The sequence below is a fragment of the Thalassotalea marina genome (assembly GCF_014656435.1).
Taxonomy (GTDB): domain Bacteria; phylum Pseudomonadota; class Gammaproteobacteria; order Enterobacterales; family Alteromonadaceae; genus Thalassotalea_C; species Thalassotalea_C marina.
On sequence record NZ_BNCK01000001.1, the window covers coordinates 144,209 to 161,592 of the forward strand.

Consider the following 17,384-nt stretch of genomic DNA (forward strand, 5'->3'; position numbering starts at 1 on the left):
GGATGTAGTAATGAAATTTAACCTATTATTTCTCGCCATTATCTCTGGAGTAACGTCTTCTCATGCTTCAGCAGAAACGGGAGCAGACACTAAAATTCGTATTGGTGAAATAATTGAAGTAACGGGGCACAGCAAAAAGCAGTTATCCCCAGAAGTTGTTGGTTCAGTTGATGTTATTGGTCGTGATCAACTTGAAAATGAACATGTCAACATCACTATGGACTTATTTAAAAAAGTACCAGGTGTATATTTTTCCCGCTTTAATCAAGGCGTAGTGTCAGCAGATATCGCTATTCGAGGCTTTAACGGTGAAGGCTCTTTGCCACATACTAAACTGCTAATTGATGGTGTTCCTTCAAACTTACACAATGGCTTAAGTGAGATGGATGCACTGTTTCCACTGGAAATCAGCCAAGTGGAAGTGGTGAAAGGTACCAATGACCCGCGTTATGGCTTACACAACTTAGCGGGAAATTATCATATGACATCTCGTCGAGATGTTGATGTTAACCAAGTTGAACTGCTATTGGGAAGTTTTAATACCAAAGAAGCTCAAGCCTATGTTTCGAGAGAATCTGGAGATTTTTCTCAACATTATTTTGCTGGGGTTCGCCAAACTGATGGTTATCGCGATCAAGCGGAATTAGACAAACATACGTTTTCAGGTAAATGGTTTTATCAGGCCAGTGAAAACACAGAGATCGGAGTTATTGCTCGTTATTTTAATTATGACGCTCAAGCACCAGGTTATTTGACGCGTGAAGAAGCACGTAAAAATCCAGAGCAATCAGCTGAATATGCCAGTGATGACGAAGGCACTAAAACGACAAAACACTTAAGTTTACATGTTGATCATAACTTTAGTGATGACAACGCGTTGTCACTAAAGATATACCGCCAACAATTTGAGCGTGAACGATTTGTGCGTTTCACCGCTTCAGCTTCTCAGCAAGAGCGCCAAGAAGATGAAAAGCAATGGGGCGTGATTGTACAACATGGTTATCAAATTAATGATGAATGGTTGATGCAAAGTGGATTTGATTACCACGCACAAGATAATCGTCATCAACGTTTTAAAACCGTAAATAAAAAGCGCACCGCCGCCACCCGTGACCATGATTTTGAATTCATCAACTACGGTGCTTTTACTCAAATTGAACATAAGTTTTCTGACAAGTTAACCTGGATCGCAGGTGTTCGCGCCGATAAATTTGACGGCGACTTTGTTGATGTTATCAGTACCAGTAAACGTGATATTCACGATTATGATGTCATTGTGCAGCCTAAATTCAGTGTAATTGCTGAGCCTAATGAACAAGTTACATTTTTTGCTAACTGGGGCGAAAGCTTCCAAACAGGTATTGGTAAAGGTGCTTATGCTGCGCCAGGTACTAACTTTGACGTGTCTAAAAACACAGGGTGGGAGTTTGGCACAAAATGGCAACCAACTAGTGAACTTACTTTACGATTATCGTCATGGCAACAAGATGCCAGCGATGAGTTAGTGATGAAAACAGATGGCAGTGGTGATTTTGGCAACATTGGTGAAACTGAGCGTAAAGGCTGGGATTTTGCGTTTCAATGGTCGGCGACAAAAAATACCTATGTGTGGGGTTCGTATACTGACCAGCAGGCAAAGTTAACTGAGCCAGGTGGTAATCAACAGCTGCAAAAAGGCAGTTGGCTACGCAGCGTACCGGATTACACCGCATCGTTTGGTATCGATCACTATCTAACTTCCAACCTCAAAGGTTCAGTGTATGGCAGCTACCAAGGTAATTCTCATATCAGTGATACCAATACTTATGGCAAATTTGGGCAATATTCATTGATTGATTTAGCGCTCGATTATCAAGCTGACTGGGGCAATATTGGCCTGAGAATAAGCAACCTATTTGATCGTTATTATGAATACGTTTATCTGCTAGGCGAGGAAGCTATTTACTCTCCAGGTGATGGTAGAGCGATCAATGTTTCATGGTCTTATCAGTTTTAATAAAACAAGTCGTTAGCCCTATAAAGGGCTAACGTTTAATGGATTAATTTTACGAGGATTAAGTATGAGTAACATCATGCATGTCTTCTCTCACGAGATAAACACTAAAAAGCGTAGTGCAGGATTAAAAACCCTGTTTGTCATTATGCAAGTGTTGCTGTTGGTGTCGTTACTGACCGGATGGAGTCAGTATGAACGTACCAGTGTTATGCAGCAACAAACTCAGGCTTTGGTTGAGCAGCAATGGGCTGAACAACCTGATCGCCATCCACACCGTGTTGCCCATTTTGGACACTTCACCTTTAGGCCACCAGGAGCGTTGAGCTTTTTTGATGTGGGTGTTAGTAACTTTTTAGGCAACAGTATTTTCATTGAAGCGCATCGTCAAAACAGTGCAAATTTTGCCAACGATTATGATGCTGCCACCTTATTACGATTTTCAGAATTATCTGTGGCCAATATTTTATTGGTTATTTGGCCACTACTTTTAATTGCTTTTGCGTTTAATACCGTAAGCGCAGAGCGCCAGTTCGGGACTTTACGACAATTATTAGCGATTGGTGTGTCGCTTCGCCACGTTATAATTGGCAAAGGCCTAGGCTACCTTGCATTGACCTTAGCCTTTTTAAGTCCCATTTTTATTGCGACCTTGATACTAATAGGGGTATCAAGCATTGAGTTAACCGCTGATGTGCTTTTACGTGTCGGTTTGTTGGCCATACTGTATTTACTGTACTGTGTTTTTTGGATTGTCGTGGTATTGCTTATTTCCAGTATTGTTAAAGAGCCTAAACACGTATTAGCCAGTTTAATTTCTTGTTGGTTTGTTTTAACTATTTTAATGCCACGCATGGTGGCCGATTACGCGGCAACGGCTGATCCGATATTAAAACGTAATGACTTAGAGCTAGCGGTTAAACTTGAAACGAAAAAAGTGGGTGACAGCCATAACCCTAACGATCCACATTTTAATAGCTTTAAAGAAGGTGTATTAAAAGAATATGGTGTTAACACGGTTGAAGAGTTACCGATTAATTACCGTGGTCTTGTTATGGCCGAAGGTGAACGTATAAGCGCGGAAATTTTTGCTAATTTTTATCAACAAGAGCAAGACAAATTAAAGCGTCAACAAGCGCGTATTAGTGCCTTTTATTGGATTAACCCATATATGTTAGCGCGTGATCTTTCAATGGCGTTGGCGCGCAGCGATGCATGGCATTTTTATGATTTTGAACTGCAATCGGAAGCACATCGCTACGCCCGTACACAAAAATTAAATGAAATTCACACAAACCATATTGAGTTAGCGCATGATCGCGACCAAAAAGCGAGTAGTGAGTTTTGGCAAGATTTCGATAAGTTTGAGTATCAGGCGCCAAACCTAGCGCAATCATTAGCGCCATTTAGTCAAATATGGCCGGTGCTGGCTTTACTCGTAGTTGTGCTGACCTCTCTTTTACTCTCTTCATTTGTTTCTCGGAGGGTATACGCCCATGCTTAAATTTGAACTTAAGTTATTATTCCAAGGTTTAGCAAATAAACTGGCTATCGCGATTTTCCTGATATCAGGCGGCCTAGCAATATATTTTGGCGCACAAGGTTATCAAGCAATTAAAGTTGATCAACTTAAATCAGAAGCGATGTTTGCCAAGGAAGTAGAGTATGTTAAAAAGCGAGAGGCTTTTCCAGAAGCGGGCTCATTAGCTTATTATGCTTTCTCACCTACGCAGTGGCAGTTATCTCCTTGGTCTGCCTTGTTTGTTGGACAAAGCCAAGATAACTATGTGGCGATGAAAGTGCGAGCATTAGCGCTTCAGGGGCAAATTTATAACCGTGAAATTAACAACCCGAATCAACAAAAAGCAGGGCGTTTAGATCTAGGTTTTGTATTAATTTACTTGTTGCCAATATTGATAGGCACTTTGTGTGTAACCTTGCTGGCCGATGAACGCCATGAAGGTAGATGGCGTATGTTATTGTCGCTGTCTCAAGGAGGCATTTCGCTGCTGTGGCGCAGACTAGTATTAAGATTAGTTTTTACTGTTGGTCTTATTTTGCTATTTTTTATCACAAGCGCACTCTTGTTATCTTTACCCCTTGATGGTGTGTTTTTCTGGTTTATTATTGCCTCGATTATCTATGCCATGATCTGGTTTGTAATTGCAGGCATTATTATCGGCGCGGGAAAGTCTAGTGTATTTTCTAGCTTAGCTTTTGTTAGCACTTGGTTAGTCGTTACGATCTTAGTACCGGGAAGTATCCACCTTTATTTAAATCATGCTTACGCAAATAACAGTGCGGTTGAAGCAGCACTAGAGCAGCGTTTAGTGATGAATAATGGCTGGGATCAAGATAAACAGGCCACACTTGACCAGTTTTTAGCAGATTATCCCCAGTATCAAAACACCTCTAAGTTGGGTGAAGCTTTTGATTGGAAGTGGTATTACGCTCAGCAACACATGAGTGATTTGGCTGTTGCAAATGAGTGGAATGAATACAAAACAAATCAGCAACAAAGAACTGCATTGTTAGATACGCTGAGTGTGTTGTCACCTAGCTTGTTCTTTCAGCATAAGTTTAATCAGGTAGCTAATACTGACAGTGGCAGTTATTTAGCATATCTAGCGTCAATTGAAGCATATCATCAACACATTAGAGAGTTTTTCTATCCTTACCTCTTTACAGATAAAGCATTTACCCCTGATGCAGTTGATGATTTTCCTAAATTCGAGACACCACAGCAGGTAAATCAATTTAGTTTTGTTACGCTGTTTATCGTTTTATTGCTCTTATGCCCAGCTATCTTTTGGGTAAATAAATATATGAAGCGTCTAACGGTCGATTAAGCTTTAAGTCAAAGCACGTACAGCTAATTATCAGTTGTACGTGCACTATTTCAACAACTCCTACCTTTTATAAATTCACACAAATCAATTGGATTTTGAGAAAATTTGCTGATGTTCTTGATTATTTTTGTCGTTTAGGACGACACTAATAAAAGACTGTTAGCTCATCAGGATCTAAAGTGATAGTAGAACAAGATGCAACGTTACGGGTAGAACCACAATTGTTTTCCAAGCAAAGCCATCAATTTTGGACTCTGCAAATTTCAGGGTGGATAGGTTATACCCTGGTGGTTTTTATCGCGATAATTCGCCCACAATTTGACGATCCTCAATTTAATTTGTCTGGTCAAATCATTAATCTCGGCATCGAGGTATTAAGTGGCTTCATTTTGTCCTATGTATTGTGGTTAGTTATTCAAAAGACTGTACATTTGCCATTACGTTTAACGTTAACCATCAGCTTTGCTACCGCAGGTTTATTGGGGCTGATTTACAATATTATTAAGCTAGCCTCGTATAAAACGGTGGTTTATCACCAAGTCTGGTACCAGCAATGGAATATGCTTGAGTTTGGTGGCTGGCTGTTGTTTTCTTTATCCACCATGTTGGTGTGGACGGCCATATTTTTCATCATGTTATACAACACCCGACTTCAAAAAGAACATGAAATGCTGCTTCGAGCGCAAACGGCTGCAAAAGATGCGCAGCTTCAGATGTTAAGGTATCAGCTCAACCCTCATTTTATGTTTAATACTATGAATGCCATCTCGACACTGATCTATAAAAAAGATAACGATAAAGCGGGGGAAATGCTCGATAAACTATGCGCTTTTTTTCGTTTCACATTGGATGAAAATACCTCGAAGGTAACTACATTGGCGCAAGAAATTAACTTGCTTGAGTTGTACTTGTCGATTGAAAAAGTGCGATTTGGCGAGCGATTGCAAGTAAAAACTGATATAGATAACAGCTTATTACAAATGAAAGTTCCGTCGTTGTTATTACAACCGATCGTAGAAAATGCCATTAAATATGGCGTAGAAATGAGTAAAGAGCGCGGCCTTATTGTTATTTCAGCAAAACAAAAAGATGGATACTGCCAAATTGCTGTAACAAATGAAGGTGCCGTTCCTCAGCAAAATCAGCGAACTGGCTTTGGCATAGGGCTAAACAACACTAAAGAGCGTATTGATACAATGTACAGTGGTAATGCGATAATTACAGTAACACCAAGTTCAACTAGCACAACCGTTACCTTAAAATTGCCATATGCTTTGGAGGAAGCACATGCCATCTAATACTAAGATTAAAGCCGTTATTGTTGACGATGAACCACTAGCTATTGAAGGGCTAAAGCTTAGGTTAAATAGTCTTGAAGGCGTTAGTGTAGTAGGTGAGGCTAGTGACGGTGATGCTGCAATTAAGTTATGTCATGAGTTGCAACCTGATGTGCTTTTTCTCGATTTGAGGTTACCTGGCATTAATGGTTTAGAAGTGGTGCAAATTCTGCAGTCTGATTCAATGCCGTTGGTGGTATTTGTCAGCGCTTATAGTGAATATGCAATAGAAGCATTTGAACTTAATGCCATTGATTACATCATGAAACCTGCCAATTTAGGTCGTTTACAAAAAACCATTGAGCGTATAAGAGAAAGGTTAACCCCTCAACATCGCGATTTAGAAAAGTTTAGGTTATTAAAAGCCTTAGGTGAAACATCAGGTCTTGCTATAAGTGATATAGAAAACTGGTTAGAGCATTCTCAAGAGCCTTTACCGTCAGCTTTTGATAAAGAATTAGTGATTAAAAATTCAGATAATGAAAAAGTGTTTGTGCCAGTAAAATCAATTCGTTGGATCGACGCCGCAGGTGATTATATGTGCATTCATACCGCGGGCGAAAATTTCATTGTTCGTATTACCATGAAAAAACTGGAAACTATGCTTGATGACAGCATTTTTCAGCGTATTCATAAATCCACTTTAGTAAATATTCATTGTGTCAAAAGTATTCAAGGCCTTAAAAACAATGAAAGTATGCTAGACCTTGGTGACAACATTAAATTAAAAGTCAGTCGCAACTATAGTGACGCTGTCACGGCGATTGTCAGTAATAGAGGAGGAGAAAACACCTTGTCGTAAAAATGTTTCGTTTCATCGCTATTTTTTCGTATTTAACTCACAAAACGTAAATCTATTTCGCCACATCGCATAAAAATTGTTTGCTTAACAAAGCTATACCAAGATAACCCTGATCTAATTCCGATCACGCACCTCGTTTGTGCAATTTTTTAAATAGCAAAGTTGTATATCCGAATAAAAAAACGACAAGGGTATATTATTAGGTAAGGGGAGATATGTCTTAGAGAGGCTACTTAGCGGTAGCAAGCTGTTTCTCGAGACGAAGATACCTGCTTTGCCAAAATTGGAAATCAAACAATGAAAAAAGCAGCAACAACTATATCGCATTTAATTGCGTTTACCGCTGCAGCAGTGTTAGTCGGTTGTGGTGGGGGAGCCACAACCAAAACTGATGCTTCTGCAATTAATCCAGCAGAACCAGTGCCAGATTGGCAAATGGTTTGGAACGATGAATTTGATGGCAGTGCGATCGATTCTCAAAAATGGACACACGAAATAAACTGTAACGGTGGTGGTAACAATGAACAACAATGTTACACCGACGCAGCAGAAAACTCTTATATCGCAGATGGTGTACTGCACATAGTGGCACTACCAGCTGAGGACGGGGCAGACAAGCCCTATACTTCGGCGCGATTAAATACCAAATACAAAGCCGACTTTAAATATGGCCGAATTGAAATGCGAGCCAAGTTGCCTAGCGGACAAGGCAGTTGGCCAGCTTTTTGGATGTTGCCAACAGATGAAGTCTATGGAGGCTGGCCTAAGTCAGGTGAAATTGACATTATGGAAGCGGTCAATTTAAAAGTGGCGGCACAAGATGGTAGCGTTGAAAGTAATGTTCATGGCACTTTACATTACGGTAGAGAGTGGCCAGACAATGAATCGAGCGGCAAGGCCTACAGTCTGCCAGATGGTGTTAATCCAGCTGATGACTTTCATACCTATGCAATTGAATGGCAAGAAGGTGAAATTCGTTGGTATGTTGATAATTATCTATACCAAACTCAGCGCCAATCTAAAGTTCGTTATAACAGTAAAGACGAAGCTGTAGGTCTTTCTCACCGCGGTTGGTTTGCAGAATATTTTGATCAAGGCTCAGGCGAGTTAACAACTGATTGGGGGACAGCACCCTTTGATCAAAAATTTCATTTACTGCTTAATTTAGCGGTAGGAGGTAATTGGCCAGAAAACGTTAACAACTTAGGTGTTGACGCCAGTGCGTTTGCCAACGGTCAACATTTCGAAATTGATTATGTACGTGTTTTTGAATGCCAAAGTAATGTTGAAACTGGCAGAGGTTGTGAAACCGTGCGGGGTGGCTACGATAGTTTTGATGACGCCTTGGTTGAAGGCAAAGCGCCAATTCCATCCCCCCCTTCGACGGGCATTCCTTCTAATTTAATCATCTTCAGTGATGCTGCTAATCCAAATTGGCCTGCATGGGACTGTTGCGGAGGCTCTACGCCTCTGATTGTTCAAGATGAGCAGCAAGGCAATGTTTTTGAATTTAGTGTGGGTGCTTCACCTACGGTAAATGGCTTTATATCTCGTGATGAATTTATCACTGATCCCGCTGGTAAGGCGACACCATTTGATGCTAGTGCTCTAATCAGTAGTGGATACGTTAGGTTCAAATTAAACGTCGTTTCAATGCCAAATGATGCCAGTGCTTCTTGGTTGTTCAAAGTGGAAAGTGCTGGGGCTAGTTCAGCAGCTGAGTTGGCTTTATCTGATAGCCTTGAAGGCGCAGCACCAGTGCAAGGACAGTGGCAAACTTATACGTTTTCGCTACAAACGCTAGCGGATGCGGGCCTCGATATAAGTGCAATTGACGTTATCATGGTATTTCCAGCCTGGGGAAGTGGTGAAGGCGCAGTATATCGCATGGATGATGTAATGATAGGCGCTGATAATACGGCACCTCAGTTAACTATTTTTACTGACAATGAAAATCCTAGTTGGCCTATGTGGGATTGCTGTGGCGGTTCAGTTCCTATAGTTGAAGTTGATGACGAAACACACGGCAATGTGGCGCAGTTTTCTATCGGCGCAACGCCAACTGTTATGGGGTTTATCTCGAGAGCTGAGTTTATTACGTCACCTAACGCATCACCTATGCCATTTGATGCTTCTGCAATTTTAGCTAATGGTGTGATCCAATTTGAAATGAAAGTGACCTCTGCTCCCAATTCCAGTGATGCAGTTTGGAAATTTAAGGTAGAAAGCGATAATGCAAGTAGTGCTGTAGAAGTTGACCTTAATACCAGTGTTGAAGGCCTTACACCGAGCACCGGAGAGTGGCAAACCTATACGTTTAATTTGGCTGACTTAGCTAATGCAGGGCTAGATGTCAGTGCTATTGATGTGTTAATGATTTTCCCTGCTTGGGGCAGCGGTGAAGGCGCGGTTTACCGTGTCGATAACGTAAAAATTTACGACCCTACTGCAGCTTCTGGCTTCAATGGTCACATCTTATTTGCTGACTCTGTTAAAGAACAATGGACTATTTGGGACTGCTGTGGCGGCAGTACACCAAGTGTTGAAAATGATGATACTGCACATGGCATGACGGCAGAGTTTGTCATAGGTAGCTCACCCACAGTAATGGGGCTGTTAGCCGATGATGATGTTTACCTAGATGCCTCTTCATTGCTATCTCAAGGTGTTGTGCAATTTGAAATGAAAGTGATCAGCGCGCCCAACGATCCGAGCGCAGTCTGGAAATTTAAAATTGAATCGGGTGATGCAACCACGGCTGTTGAGTTAGATCTCAGCGCTAGCCAGGAAGGCCAAACACCAAAGTTGGGTGAATGGCAAACTTACACATATTCGCTACAAAGCTTATTTGATGCTGGTTTGGATATTAGTAGCATAGATGTTTTGATGGTCTTTCCTGCTTGGGGAACCGGTGAAGGCGCGATGTACCGCTTAGATAACGTCATGATCTTTGATCCCAATAGTGTGCCCAAAGCTCTTGGTTTAACACTATATGATAATCAGCAAAATGACGAATGGCCTATTTGGGATTGTTGCGGTGGATCAACACCTACTGAAGTAAGTGACGATAGCGAACATGGTATGGTTGCTGAGTTTGTTATTGGTAGTCAGGCAACTGTAATGGGTTTTCAAGCCAATGATGATGTTTATTTTGATGCATCATCGCTATTGCAAAATGGTGTTGTGCGTTTTGACATGAAAGTGGTTTCACCACCGAGTGATAGTAGCGCTATTTGGAAATTTAAAATTGAATCTGGTTATACAGCCAGTGCTGTTGAATTAGACCTTACTGATAGCTTAGAAGGGCTTGCACCTACTACAGGTGAGTGGCAAAGCTACACCTTTCCATTACTTGATTTATTCGACGCTGGATTAGATGTCAGCGCAATTGATGTCGTAATGGTCTTCCCTGCTTGGGGAACAGGTAATGGCGCAGTGTACCGCATTGATAATGCTGCGATCACCGTGCCATAACCTGGAAATTAACAAGTTACATGATTGTAAAGTCATGAGAACTCATTTTAATTTTGAAATAAGTAGGGTAACTATGAAACATTCTCAATTTTTTAAAACGCCAATCGCTTTATCTATCGCAGCGATTTGTGCGTCGAGCAGCACGCTGGTATTTGCTGCACAAGAAGCAAACTCAAGTAACGATAACAACATTGAAGTCATTGAAGTACGTGGTATTAAGGGAAGTTTAATCCGCTCAATGAATGTTAAAAGAGAAAAGTCAGGTGTTGTTGATGCCATTTCTGCAGAAGAAATGGGTAAATTTCCCGATACAAACTTAGCCGAATCGCTACAGCGTATCACTGGTGTGGCTGTTAGCCGCAGTAATGGTGAGGGTAGTGAAATTACGGTTCGTGGATGGGGCCCAGATTTTAACTTAATTACCTTGAACGGGCGTCAAATGCCAGGCACTGGTAACTCACGATCATACAAACTCGAAAACCTTGCCTCGGAAGGCGTTTCGGCACTTGAAGTGTATAAAACGGCAAGAGCCGAAAATCCAAGTGGTGGTTTGGGGGCGACCGTTAACATTGTTACGCGTAAACCTTTAAATAGCCCTGGGGAGAAGTTTACTGTATCAGGCAAGGGCATTCATGATACTTCAAACGAGGAAGGTAGTGATATTACGCCGGAATTTGCAGCGCTTTATTCCAACACCTATTTGGACAATACCTTAGGTTTTGCATTTTCGATATCGCATCAAGAGCGCGATTTTCAAAAGCAATTGGCGAATATTCAAGGTTGGCAAGCTAACGTCGATTTACCAAGCAATCTAGATGAAGACAAAGTGATTGATCCTCGACCGTTAGATAGTGAAGGCAAACGTATTGGCAATCATTTTTTCCCTCGTGATATGAATTACGGCATTGAAAACTTAGAAAGGGAACGCACCAATGGCCATGCGGTTATTCAATACGCACCAACTGATGACATTGTCGTATCACTCGATTACACCCGTACAGAGGCAACTACAGGTAATAACTCTATTGGCTGGGGGATGTGGAACGATTACGGCGGCAATATTAATGCCTACGAGCTAGATAAAAATGGTACTGCAGTATTTACCGACATTAGTGGTAATGACGGCTCGTTTACAGCATCGAGAGAAACGGTCGATGTGCAAGAGGAATCAATCGGGCTCAATATTACGTGGCAAGTGGTTGATACCTTAGCGCTCGAGTTTGACTACCATGATTCAAGCAATGAAATTGATAATGGTGGTGATAAGGGAATGGGCGCGTCTGGCTCGTTGGTGCTGGGATCAGATCAATTGATCACTAAAACTTATGATTACCGCCAAGGAGAAGTGCCTCATGCTCAAATATTTTGGAAAAATGGCTCGACGGAGCTAGCAAAGTCTGAAATGGACTCTCACTTTAGCCAATTTATTCACTCACCGGGTAAATCTGAAATCGAACAAGCTCAGTTACATGCCACATGGGAAAACGATGTGTTTGATATTCCATTGGTGCAAGTAAAAGCTGGGATTGCTTATACCGATCAAAAAATTGGTGGTTCAAACGCGTGGAGTGGCTTAATTGGTGGCTTCTTATTTAACCCGTCTTGGCCAGAAATTTTTCCTGACAGCATGTTTATTCGTCATGATACCAGCGATTTCCTTGATGCTTTGAGTGGTGGAGGTAGTAGTTTAACTCCTGAATATTACTACACCTTTGATTTTGATGAGGTTGTTGCACGTTCTGAAGCCTTCTTAACCAATGAAGTGTTAGGTGGCAAAGACTATTTTGCTACTACGGCTTATCACGATATGGGAACTTATGCTGAGGGCTCTGTTCGAGAAGAAACCAAAAGCGTTTATTTACAATCTCAGTGGGAGTTTGAGGTTGCCGATTTACCAACACAACTTAATATTGGCTTTCGATATGAACAAACGGATGTCACAAGTAGTGTATTTCAGCCTATCGCATATGCGGTTTGGTGGAAAGGAGGCAGTGAGTTTTTGACTCAATACCTAGATGGAGAAAATAGCTTTTTCTCTGAGACAGGTGAGCATGATCTTTTCTTACCTATGATTGATTTGAAGGTTGATATTACTGACGATCTAGTGGGGCGCGTTTCTTGGGGAAAATCCATTACACGAGCACCTTTAGGCGCTTTGGCCGGCGGCCGAAGTTTGTCTGGCAGTGTCAAACTTGATTCGCGTAGCGGTAATGAAGGTAATACTAATCTTCAACCTTTTGAGTCAACTAATTTTGATTTAAGCCTCGAATACTATTATGCCGAAGGCAGTTACGCAGCTATAGGTTACTTCAAAAAAGATGTTGAGAACTTTATCGGTAGTGAAATTGTTCAAACTACGATTGAAGGTATTCGAGATATCTATTTAGGCCCAAGATGGCAACAAGCAGCAGCTGATGTTGAGGCTCGGGGAGATCAAGTAACCACTGATGCAATCTTCTTACAGATGCAAGCCAACGGTGCAACGCTAAACAGTGGTGGCTTTATTGAGCCAGCAAGTGACGACCCATTAATGGAATGGAACATTACTCGCCCTTTCAATGCAAATGAAACCAAAACTGTCGATGGTATTGAAATGGCTGTTCAGCATTTATTTGGTGAAACAGGATTTGGTGTTGGCGTTAATGCGACATTTGTTGATGGTGACGTAGAGTTTGATGTTGACAGTCTTGAATTACAAACACCATTAACGGGGTTGAGTGATTCGGCTAACTTCCAAGTGTTCTATGAAAAAGATGGCCTATCGGTTAAAGCGACTTATGCTTGGCGTGACGAATATCTCATTGGTGTTGGTCAGGGACAAGGCTCTGCTGATAATCCACCTCAGTTTGCTAAAGCGTTTGGTCAATGGGACGTCAGCGTAAATTATGATGTGAATGAACAGTTCACCGTATTTTTCGAAGGCATCAACATTAATAACGAGACTGAACAAGGGTTTGGCCGATATAAAGAGCAATTTTTGTTTGCTCGACAATATGGACCACGCTACACCTTGGGTGCTCGTTATAGCTTTTAACAAACAAGCCAAGTAGTTGAGGCTACTTGGCAATTCCTACTGCATTTTTATCAAACTTTAACCGTGTTTTTTAGGAGCTTATTATGGCTGGCGCTTCTACACCAATAGAACCATCTTTTGAACATCCATCGCCGGAACGTTCAAATCAATATGGTTTTGCTTTGACCTCATTAACGACATTATTTTTTATGTGGGGGTTTATCACTTGTTTAAACGATATCTTAATTCCTTATTTGAAAGGTGCTTTTGAGCTGTCGTATACACAAGCCATGCTAATTCAGTTTTGTTTTTTTGGCGCATATTTTATCGTCTCAATTCCTGCCGGTAGCTTAGTGTCTAAAATTGGCTATCAACGTGGAATTGTCACTGGACTTACAATTGCCGCTTTGGGCTGTTTGTTGTTTTACCCTGCTTCTGAGCTTCAAATATACGCGTTTTTTCTCATTGCTTTATTTGTACTCGCGTCAGGGATCACCATTTTACAGGTGTCTGCTAATCCGTATGTCAGTGCTTTAGGACCTGCAGAAACAGCGTCTTCACGATTAACTATGACACAGGCATTTAATTCTTTGGGAACCACAATTGCGCCATTTTTTGGAGCAATGTTGATTTTCTCAGGAGCAGAACATAGCCCTGTTGAAGATGCCTCAGCGGTACAGCTACCGTATTTTATTTTAACGGCAGCGTTATTGTTGTTAGCACTAGTTTTTTCTCGTTTATCACTACCCAAGCTTGGTCAGAGTTCACATGCTCAATCTAGCTTTGCCAAAGCATTACAGCATAAACATTTAAAGCTTGGCGCTATCGCGATTTTTGTGTATGTCGGTGCAGAAGTTGCTATTGGTAGCTTCCTAGTGAACTATTTAAATGATCCAAATATTGCCGGTTTGTCTGAAGCGCAAGCGTCTCAGTATATTGCCTATTACTGGGGCGGTGCCATGTTAGGGCGTTTTGTAGGCGCTATTGTCATGCAGCACATTTCAGCAGGTAAGGTGCTGTTTTTTAATGCCATTGTTGCCATGTTATTAATCGTTATTACTATTTCAAGCAGTGGACAAATAGCAATGTGGGCTATTTTGGCTGTTGGTTTGTTTAACTCCATTATGTTTCCAACCATTTTTAGTTTAGCCATTACTGGGCTTGGGCATGATGCAAGCCGAGGCTCTGGAATTTTGTGTTTAGCGATCGTCGGTGGGGCGATTGTGCCGCTGATTCAGGGCATGCTGGCTGATGTTTTAGGCCTTCAGTTGGCGTTTATTTTACCGCTTGTTTGTTACGCCTACATTGCCTTTTATGGATTGCGCGGTTCCACTCCTTGTGTTGAGCATTCTACTAAGGAGGCCTTATGAAACTAGCAAACAAATTACTGTTGTTGGCTGTTCCTTTGTCTTGTTTAGCTGCGTGTAAAACACTGGTAACCAATGGCAATGAAAAACTCAATAATACCGCTCAAATTTGGCCAGTTATAAAATCGGAAGTACCAAAAAATACTGATATTGAAAGGCGTATAGATAAATTAATAGCGTCAATGACCCTTGAACAAAAGGTTGCTCAAATGATGCAACCAGAAATTAGAGACATTACTGTTGAAGACATGCGACGTTATGGTTTTGGCTCGTATTTAAATGGTGGTGGTTCTTTTCCAAACAACAATAAACATTCGACGCCGGCCGATTGGATAAAGCTAGCTGAGGACATGTATCAAGCGTCTATCGACGATAGTTTAGATGGAATTTCTATCCCGACTATGTGGGGCACAGACGCAGTTCATGGCCATAACAATGTGATCGGAGCAACTCTTTTTCCACACAATATTGGCCTTGGTGCTGCAAACAACCCGACGTTAATCGAACAAATTGCTCAGGTGACTGCAACAGAAGTGATGGTTACTGGTATAGATTGGGTATTTGCTCCAACAGTGGCGACGGTAAGAGATGATAGATGGGGGCGCACCTACGAAGGGTATTCAGAAGATCCTGAAATCGTAAAAAAATATGCCAATGCCATAGTTAAAGGGTTGCAAGGGCATGCCGGCAAAGACTTCTTAGCTGATAATCGTGTCATTAGCACAGTGAAGCATTTTATTGGTGATGGTGGTACCGTCGCTGGTGATGATCAAGGAGATAACATCGACAGTGAACAAACACTGTTTGATGTTCATGCTCAGGGTTACGTTGGCGGGCTAAGTGCTGGTGCCCAATCGGTTATGGCATCTTTTAACAGCTGGCACGGTGAGAAGATTCATGGCAGTAAGTATTTGCTCACTGACGTATTGAAAAATCGTATGGGCTTCGATGGTTTTGTTGTTGGCGACTGGAATGGCCACGGTCAAATTGCTGGCTGTACTAACGATAACTGTCCCCAGGCAGTAAATGCCGGATTAGATATGTATATGGTGCCTACAGATGCATGGAAAGGTTTAATGCAAAATACCATTAAGCAGGTTAATCAAGGCATCATTTCACAGGCACGGATCGATGATGCAGTTCGACGTATTTTAAGAGTGAAGTTTCGTGCAGGACTTTTTGATAAACCTAGCCCTGCAAAACGTTTATTTTCGGGAAAAACGGAACTCATTGGTGCCGAAGCACACAGAAAAATTGCTCGGCAAGCAGTTAGAGAGTCTTTGGTTTTATTGAAAAATAAAAACAATATTCTCCCTTTGTCACCAAAAAAACACATTCTGGTGGCTGGTGATGCAGCACATAACATAGGCAAACAATCCGGCGGCTGGACAATCACTTGGCAAGGAACCAATAACGCCAACACTGATTTTCCGGGTGGGAGCTCAATTCTGGACGGATTGAAAAGTCAAATTACTGCTGCTGGTGGACAAGTGGAATTTAATGAACAAGGAAAATATTCTACAAAACCTGATGTAGCCATTGTCGTTTTTGGCGAGGAGCCATATGCTGAAGGGCATGGCGATAGAGCAAACTTAGCATATCAACGCAGTAAAAAAACTGATTTAGCGTTATTAACAAAACTTAAAGCTGACGGCATTCCCGTGGTATCTGTTTTTATCAGCGGCCGCCCTATGTGGGTAAACCCTGAACTCAACGCCAGTGACGCCTTTGTTGCCGCTTGGTTGCCAGGCTCTGAGGGCAAAGCAATAGCTGATGTGTTGTTAACCGATGCCAATGGAATGGTGCAACATGACTTTGTTGGCAAGTTATCATTTTCATGGCCAAAAACTGCTGACCAAATGGTAAACCGTTTTGATAAAGACTATTCACCACTGCTGCCGTATGGTTTTGGCCTAAGGTATGGTGATACAAATATATTGTCTGACCATTTAAATGAGGTGGCTACAACTCATCATAGTGATGCACAGGCACTTGTTTTGTTTAATGGCCAAGTACCTGCACCTTGGCAAATGCAGCTGCTGTTAAACAACCAAGTTCAAACAATTAACTCAAGTACAGAGCAATTAGCAAATCTTAACTTCAGGACGATTGATCGTTTTGTCCAAGAAGATGCCGTTAAACTTAGCGCTAACGAGATGAAAACTTCTGGTGTGCAGCTTATGACAGGTAATGGCTTTAGGGAAGATTTAAGCTCCTATCTAGAGTCTGACTTTTCTTTAACATTTGCCGTAAAACTCTCTGACAAACGTCCACAAAAACTGGCAGTTAATATGAGTTGTGAAAGTATTGGCGATACAGCAGGCTCATGTCGTGGCAGTGTCGATTTACTACCAGCCTTGCAAAAAATGGAGGTTAATACATGGCAAAATGTAGCTGTTCCATTATCGTGTTTTGCCAATCAACTCGTTAAATTTGATCAAATTGTTGTACCATTTCAATTAACGGCTGTTGGTGATTGGTCGCTGAGTATAAGTGATATCAAACTTGCTAAAGCACCAGAAGATGCCAAGAGTATTAGTTGCCCATGA

The 17,384-nt window shown here is 41.5% G+C and carries 9 protein-coding genes; all 9 read left to right on the plus strand.

What is annotated here, in order from left to right; all coding sequences use genetic code 11:
* The first annotated feature begins 10 nt into the window (after positions 1 to 10).
* The 9 genes from IE199_RS00615 (at position 11) to IE199_RS00655 (ending at position 17,384) form a co-directional block, all read left to right on the plus strand.
* A complete protein-coding gene (locus IE199_RS00615) occupies positions 11 to 1,996 on the plus strand; it encodes a TonB-dependent receptor (RefSeq protein WP_189766783.1) in 1,986 nt (661 codons plus the stop codon).
* Between the two features lie 64 nt (positions 1,997 to 2,060).
* A complete protein-coding gene (locus IE199_RS00620) occupies positions 2,061 to 3,497 on the plus strand; it encodes an ABC transporter permease (RefSeq protein WP_189766784.1) in 1,437 nt (478 codons plus the stop codon).
* A complete protein-coding gene (locus IE199_RS00625; protein WP_189766785.1) occupies positions 3,490 to 4,842 on the plus strand; it encodes a DUF3526 domain-containing protein in 1,353 nt (450 codons plus the stop codon). The genes IE199_RS00620 and IE199_RS00625 overlap by 8 nt, the downstream gene beginning before the upstream one ends.
* Before the next feature lie 179 nt (positions 4,843 to 5,021).
* Positions 5,022 to 6,140, plus strand: coding sequence for a sensor histidine kinase (locus IE199_RS00630; protein WP_189766786.1), 1,119 nt, complete (start codon positions 5,022 to 5,024; stop codon positions 6,138 to 6,140).
* Complete coding sequence (locus tag IE199_RS00635; RefSeq protein WP_229854446.1) at positions 6,130 to 6,981, plus strand: LytR/AlgR family response regulator transcription factor; 852 nt, start codon at positions 6,130 to 6,132, stop codon at positions 6,979 to 6,981. The genes IE199_RS00630 and IE199_RS00635 overlap by 11 nt, the downstream gene beginning before the upstream one ends.
* Positions 6,982 to 7,278: 297 nt before the next feature.
* On the plus strand, positions 7,279 to 10,455 hold the full coding sequence (locus tag IE199_RS00640) for a glycoside hydrolase family 16 protein (RefSeq protein WP_308436231.1): 3,177 nt from the start codon (positions 7,279 to 7,281) through the stop codon (positions 10,453 to 10,455).
* A 73-nt stretch (positions 10,456 to 10,528) separates the two neighbouring features.
* Complete coding sequence (locus tag IE199_RS00645; protein ID WP_189766788.1) at positions 10,529 to 13,489, plus strand: TonB-dependent receptor; 2,961 nt, start codon at positions 10,529 to 10,531, stop codon at positions 13,487 to 13,489.
* 83 nt (positions 13,490 to 13,572) lie between these two features.
* On the plus strand, positions 13,573 to 14,838 hold the full coding sequence (locus IE199_RS00650; protein WP_189766789.1) for a sugar MFS transporter: 1,266 nt from the start codon (positions 13,573 to 13,575) through the stop codon (positions 14,836 to 14,838).
* Positions 14,835 to 17,384 (plus strand): glycoside hydrolase family 3 protein, encoded by a 2,550-nt coding sequence (locus IE199_RS00655; protein WP_189766790.1) that lies wholly within the window; start codon positions 14,835 to 14,837, stop codon positions 17,382 to 17,384. Before IE199_RS00650 ends, IE199_RS00655 begins: the two co-directional genes overlap by 4 nt.

Coding starts and splice junctions, on each gene's coding strand:
- IE199_RS00655 (WP_189766790.1), top strand. CDS start 14,835: ATGAAACTAGCAAACAAATTACTGTTGTTGGCTGTTCCTTTGTCTTGT.
- IE199_RS00615 (WP_189766783.1), top strand. CDS start 11: ATGAAATTTAACCTATTATTTCTCGCCATTATCTCTGGAGTAACGTCT.
- IE199_RS00640 (WP_308436231.1), top strand. CDS start 7,279: ATGAAAAAAGCAGCAACAACTATATCGCATTTAATTGCGTTTACCGCT.
- IE199_RS00635 (WP_229854446.1), top strand. CDS start 6,130: ATGCCATCTAATACTAAGATTAAAGCCGTTATTGTTGACGATGAACCA.
- IE199_RS00650 (WP_189766789.1), top strand. CDS start 13,573: ATGGCTGGCGCTTCTACACCAATAGAACCATCTTTTGAACATCCATCG.
- IE199_RS00625 (WP_189766785.1), top strand. CDS start 3,490: ATGCTTAAATTTGAACTTAAGTTATTATTCCAAGGTTTAGCAAATAAA.
- IE199_RS00620 (WP_189766784.1), top strand. CDS start 2,061: ATGAGTAACATCATGCATGTCTTCTCTCACGAGATAAACACTAAAAAG.
- IE199_RS00645 (WP_189766788.1), top strand. CDS start 10,529: ATGAAACATTCTCAATTTTTTAAAACGCCAATCGCTTTATCTATCGCA.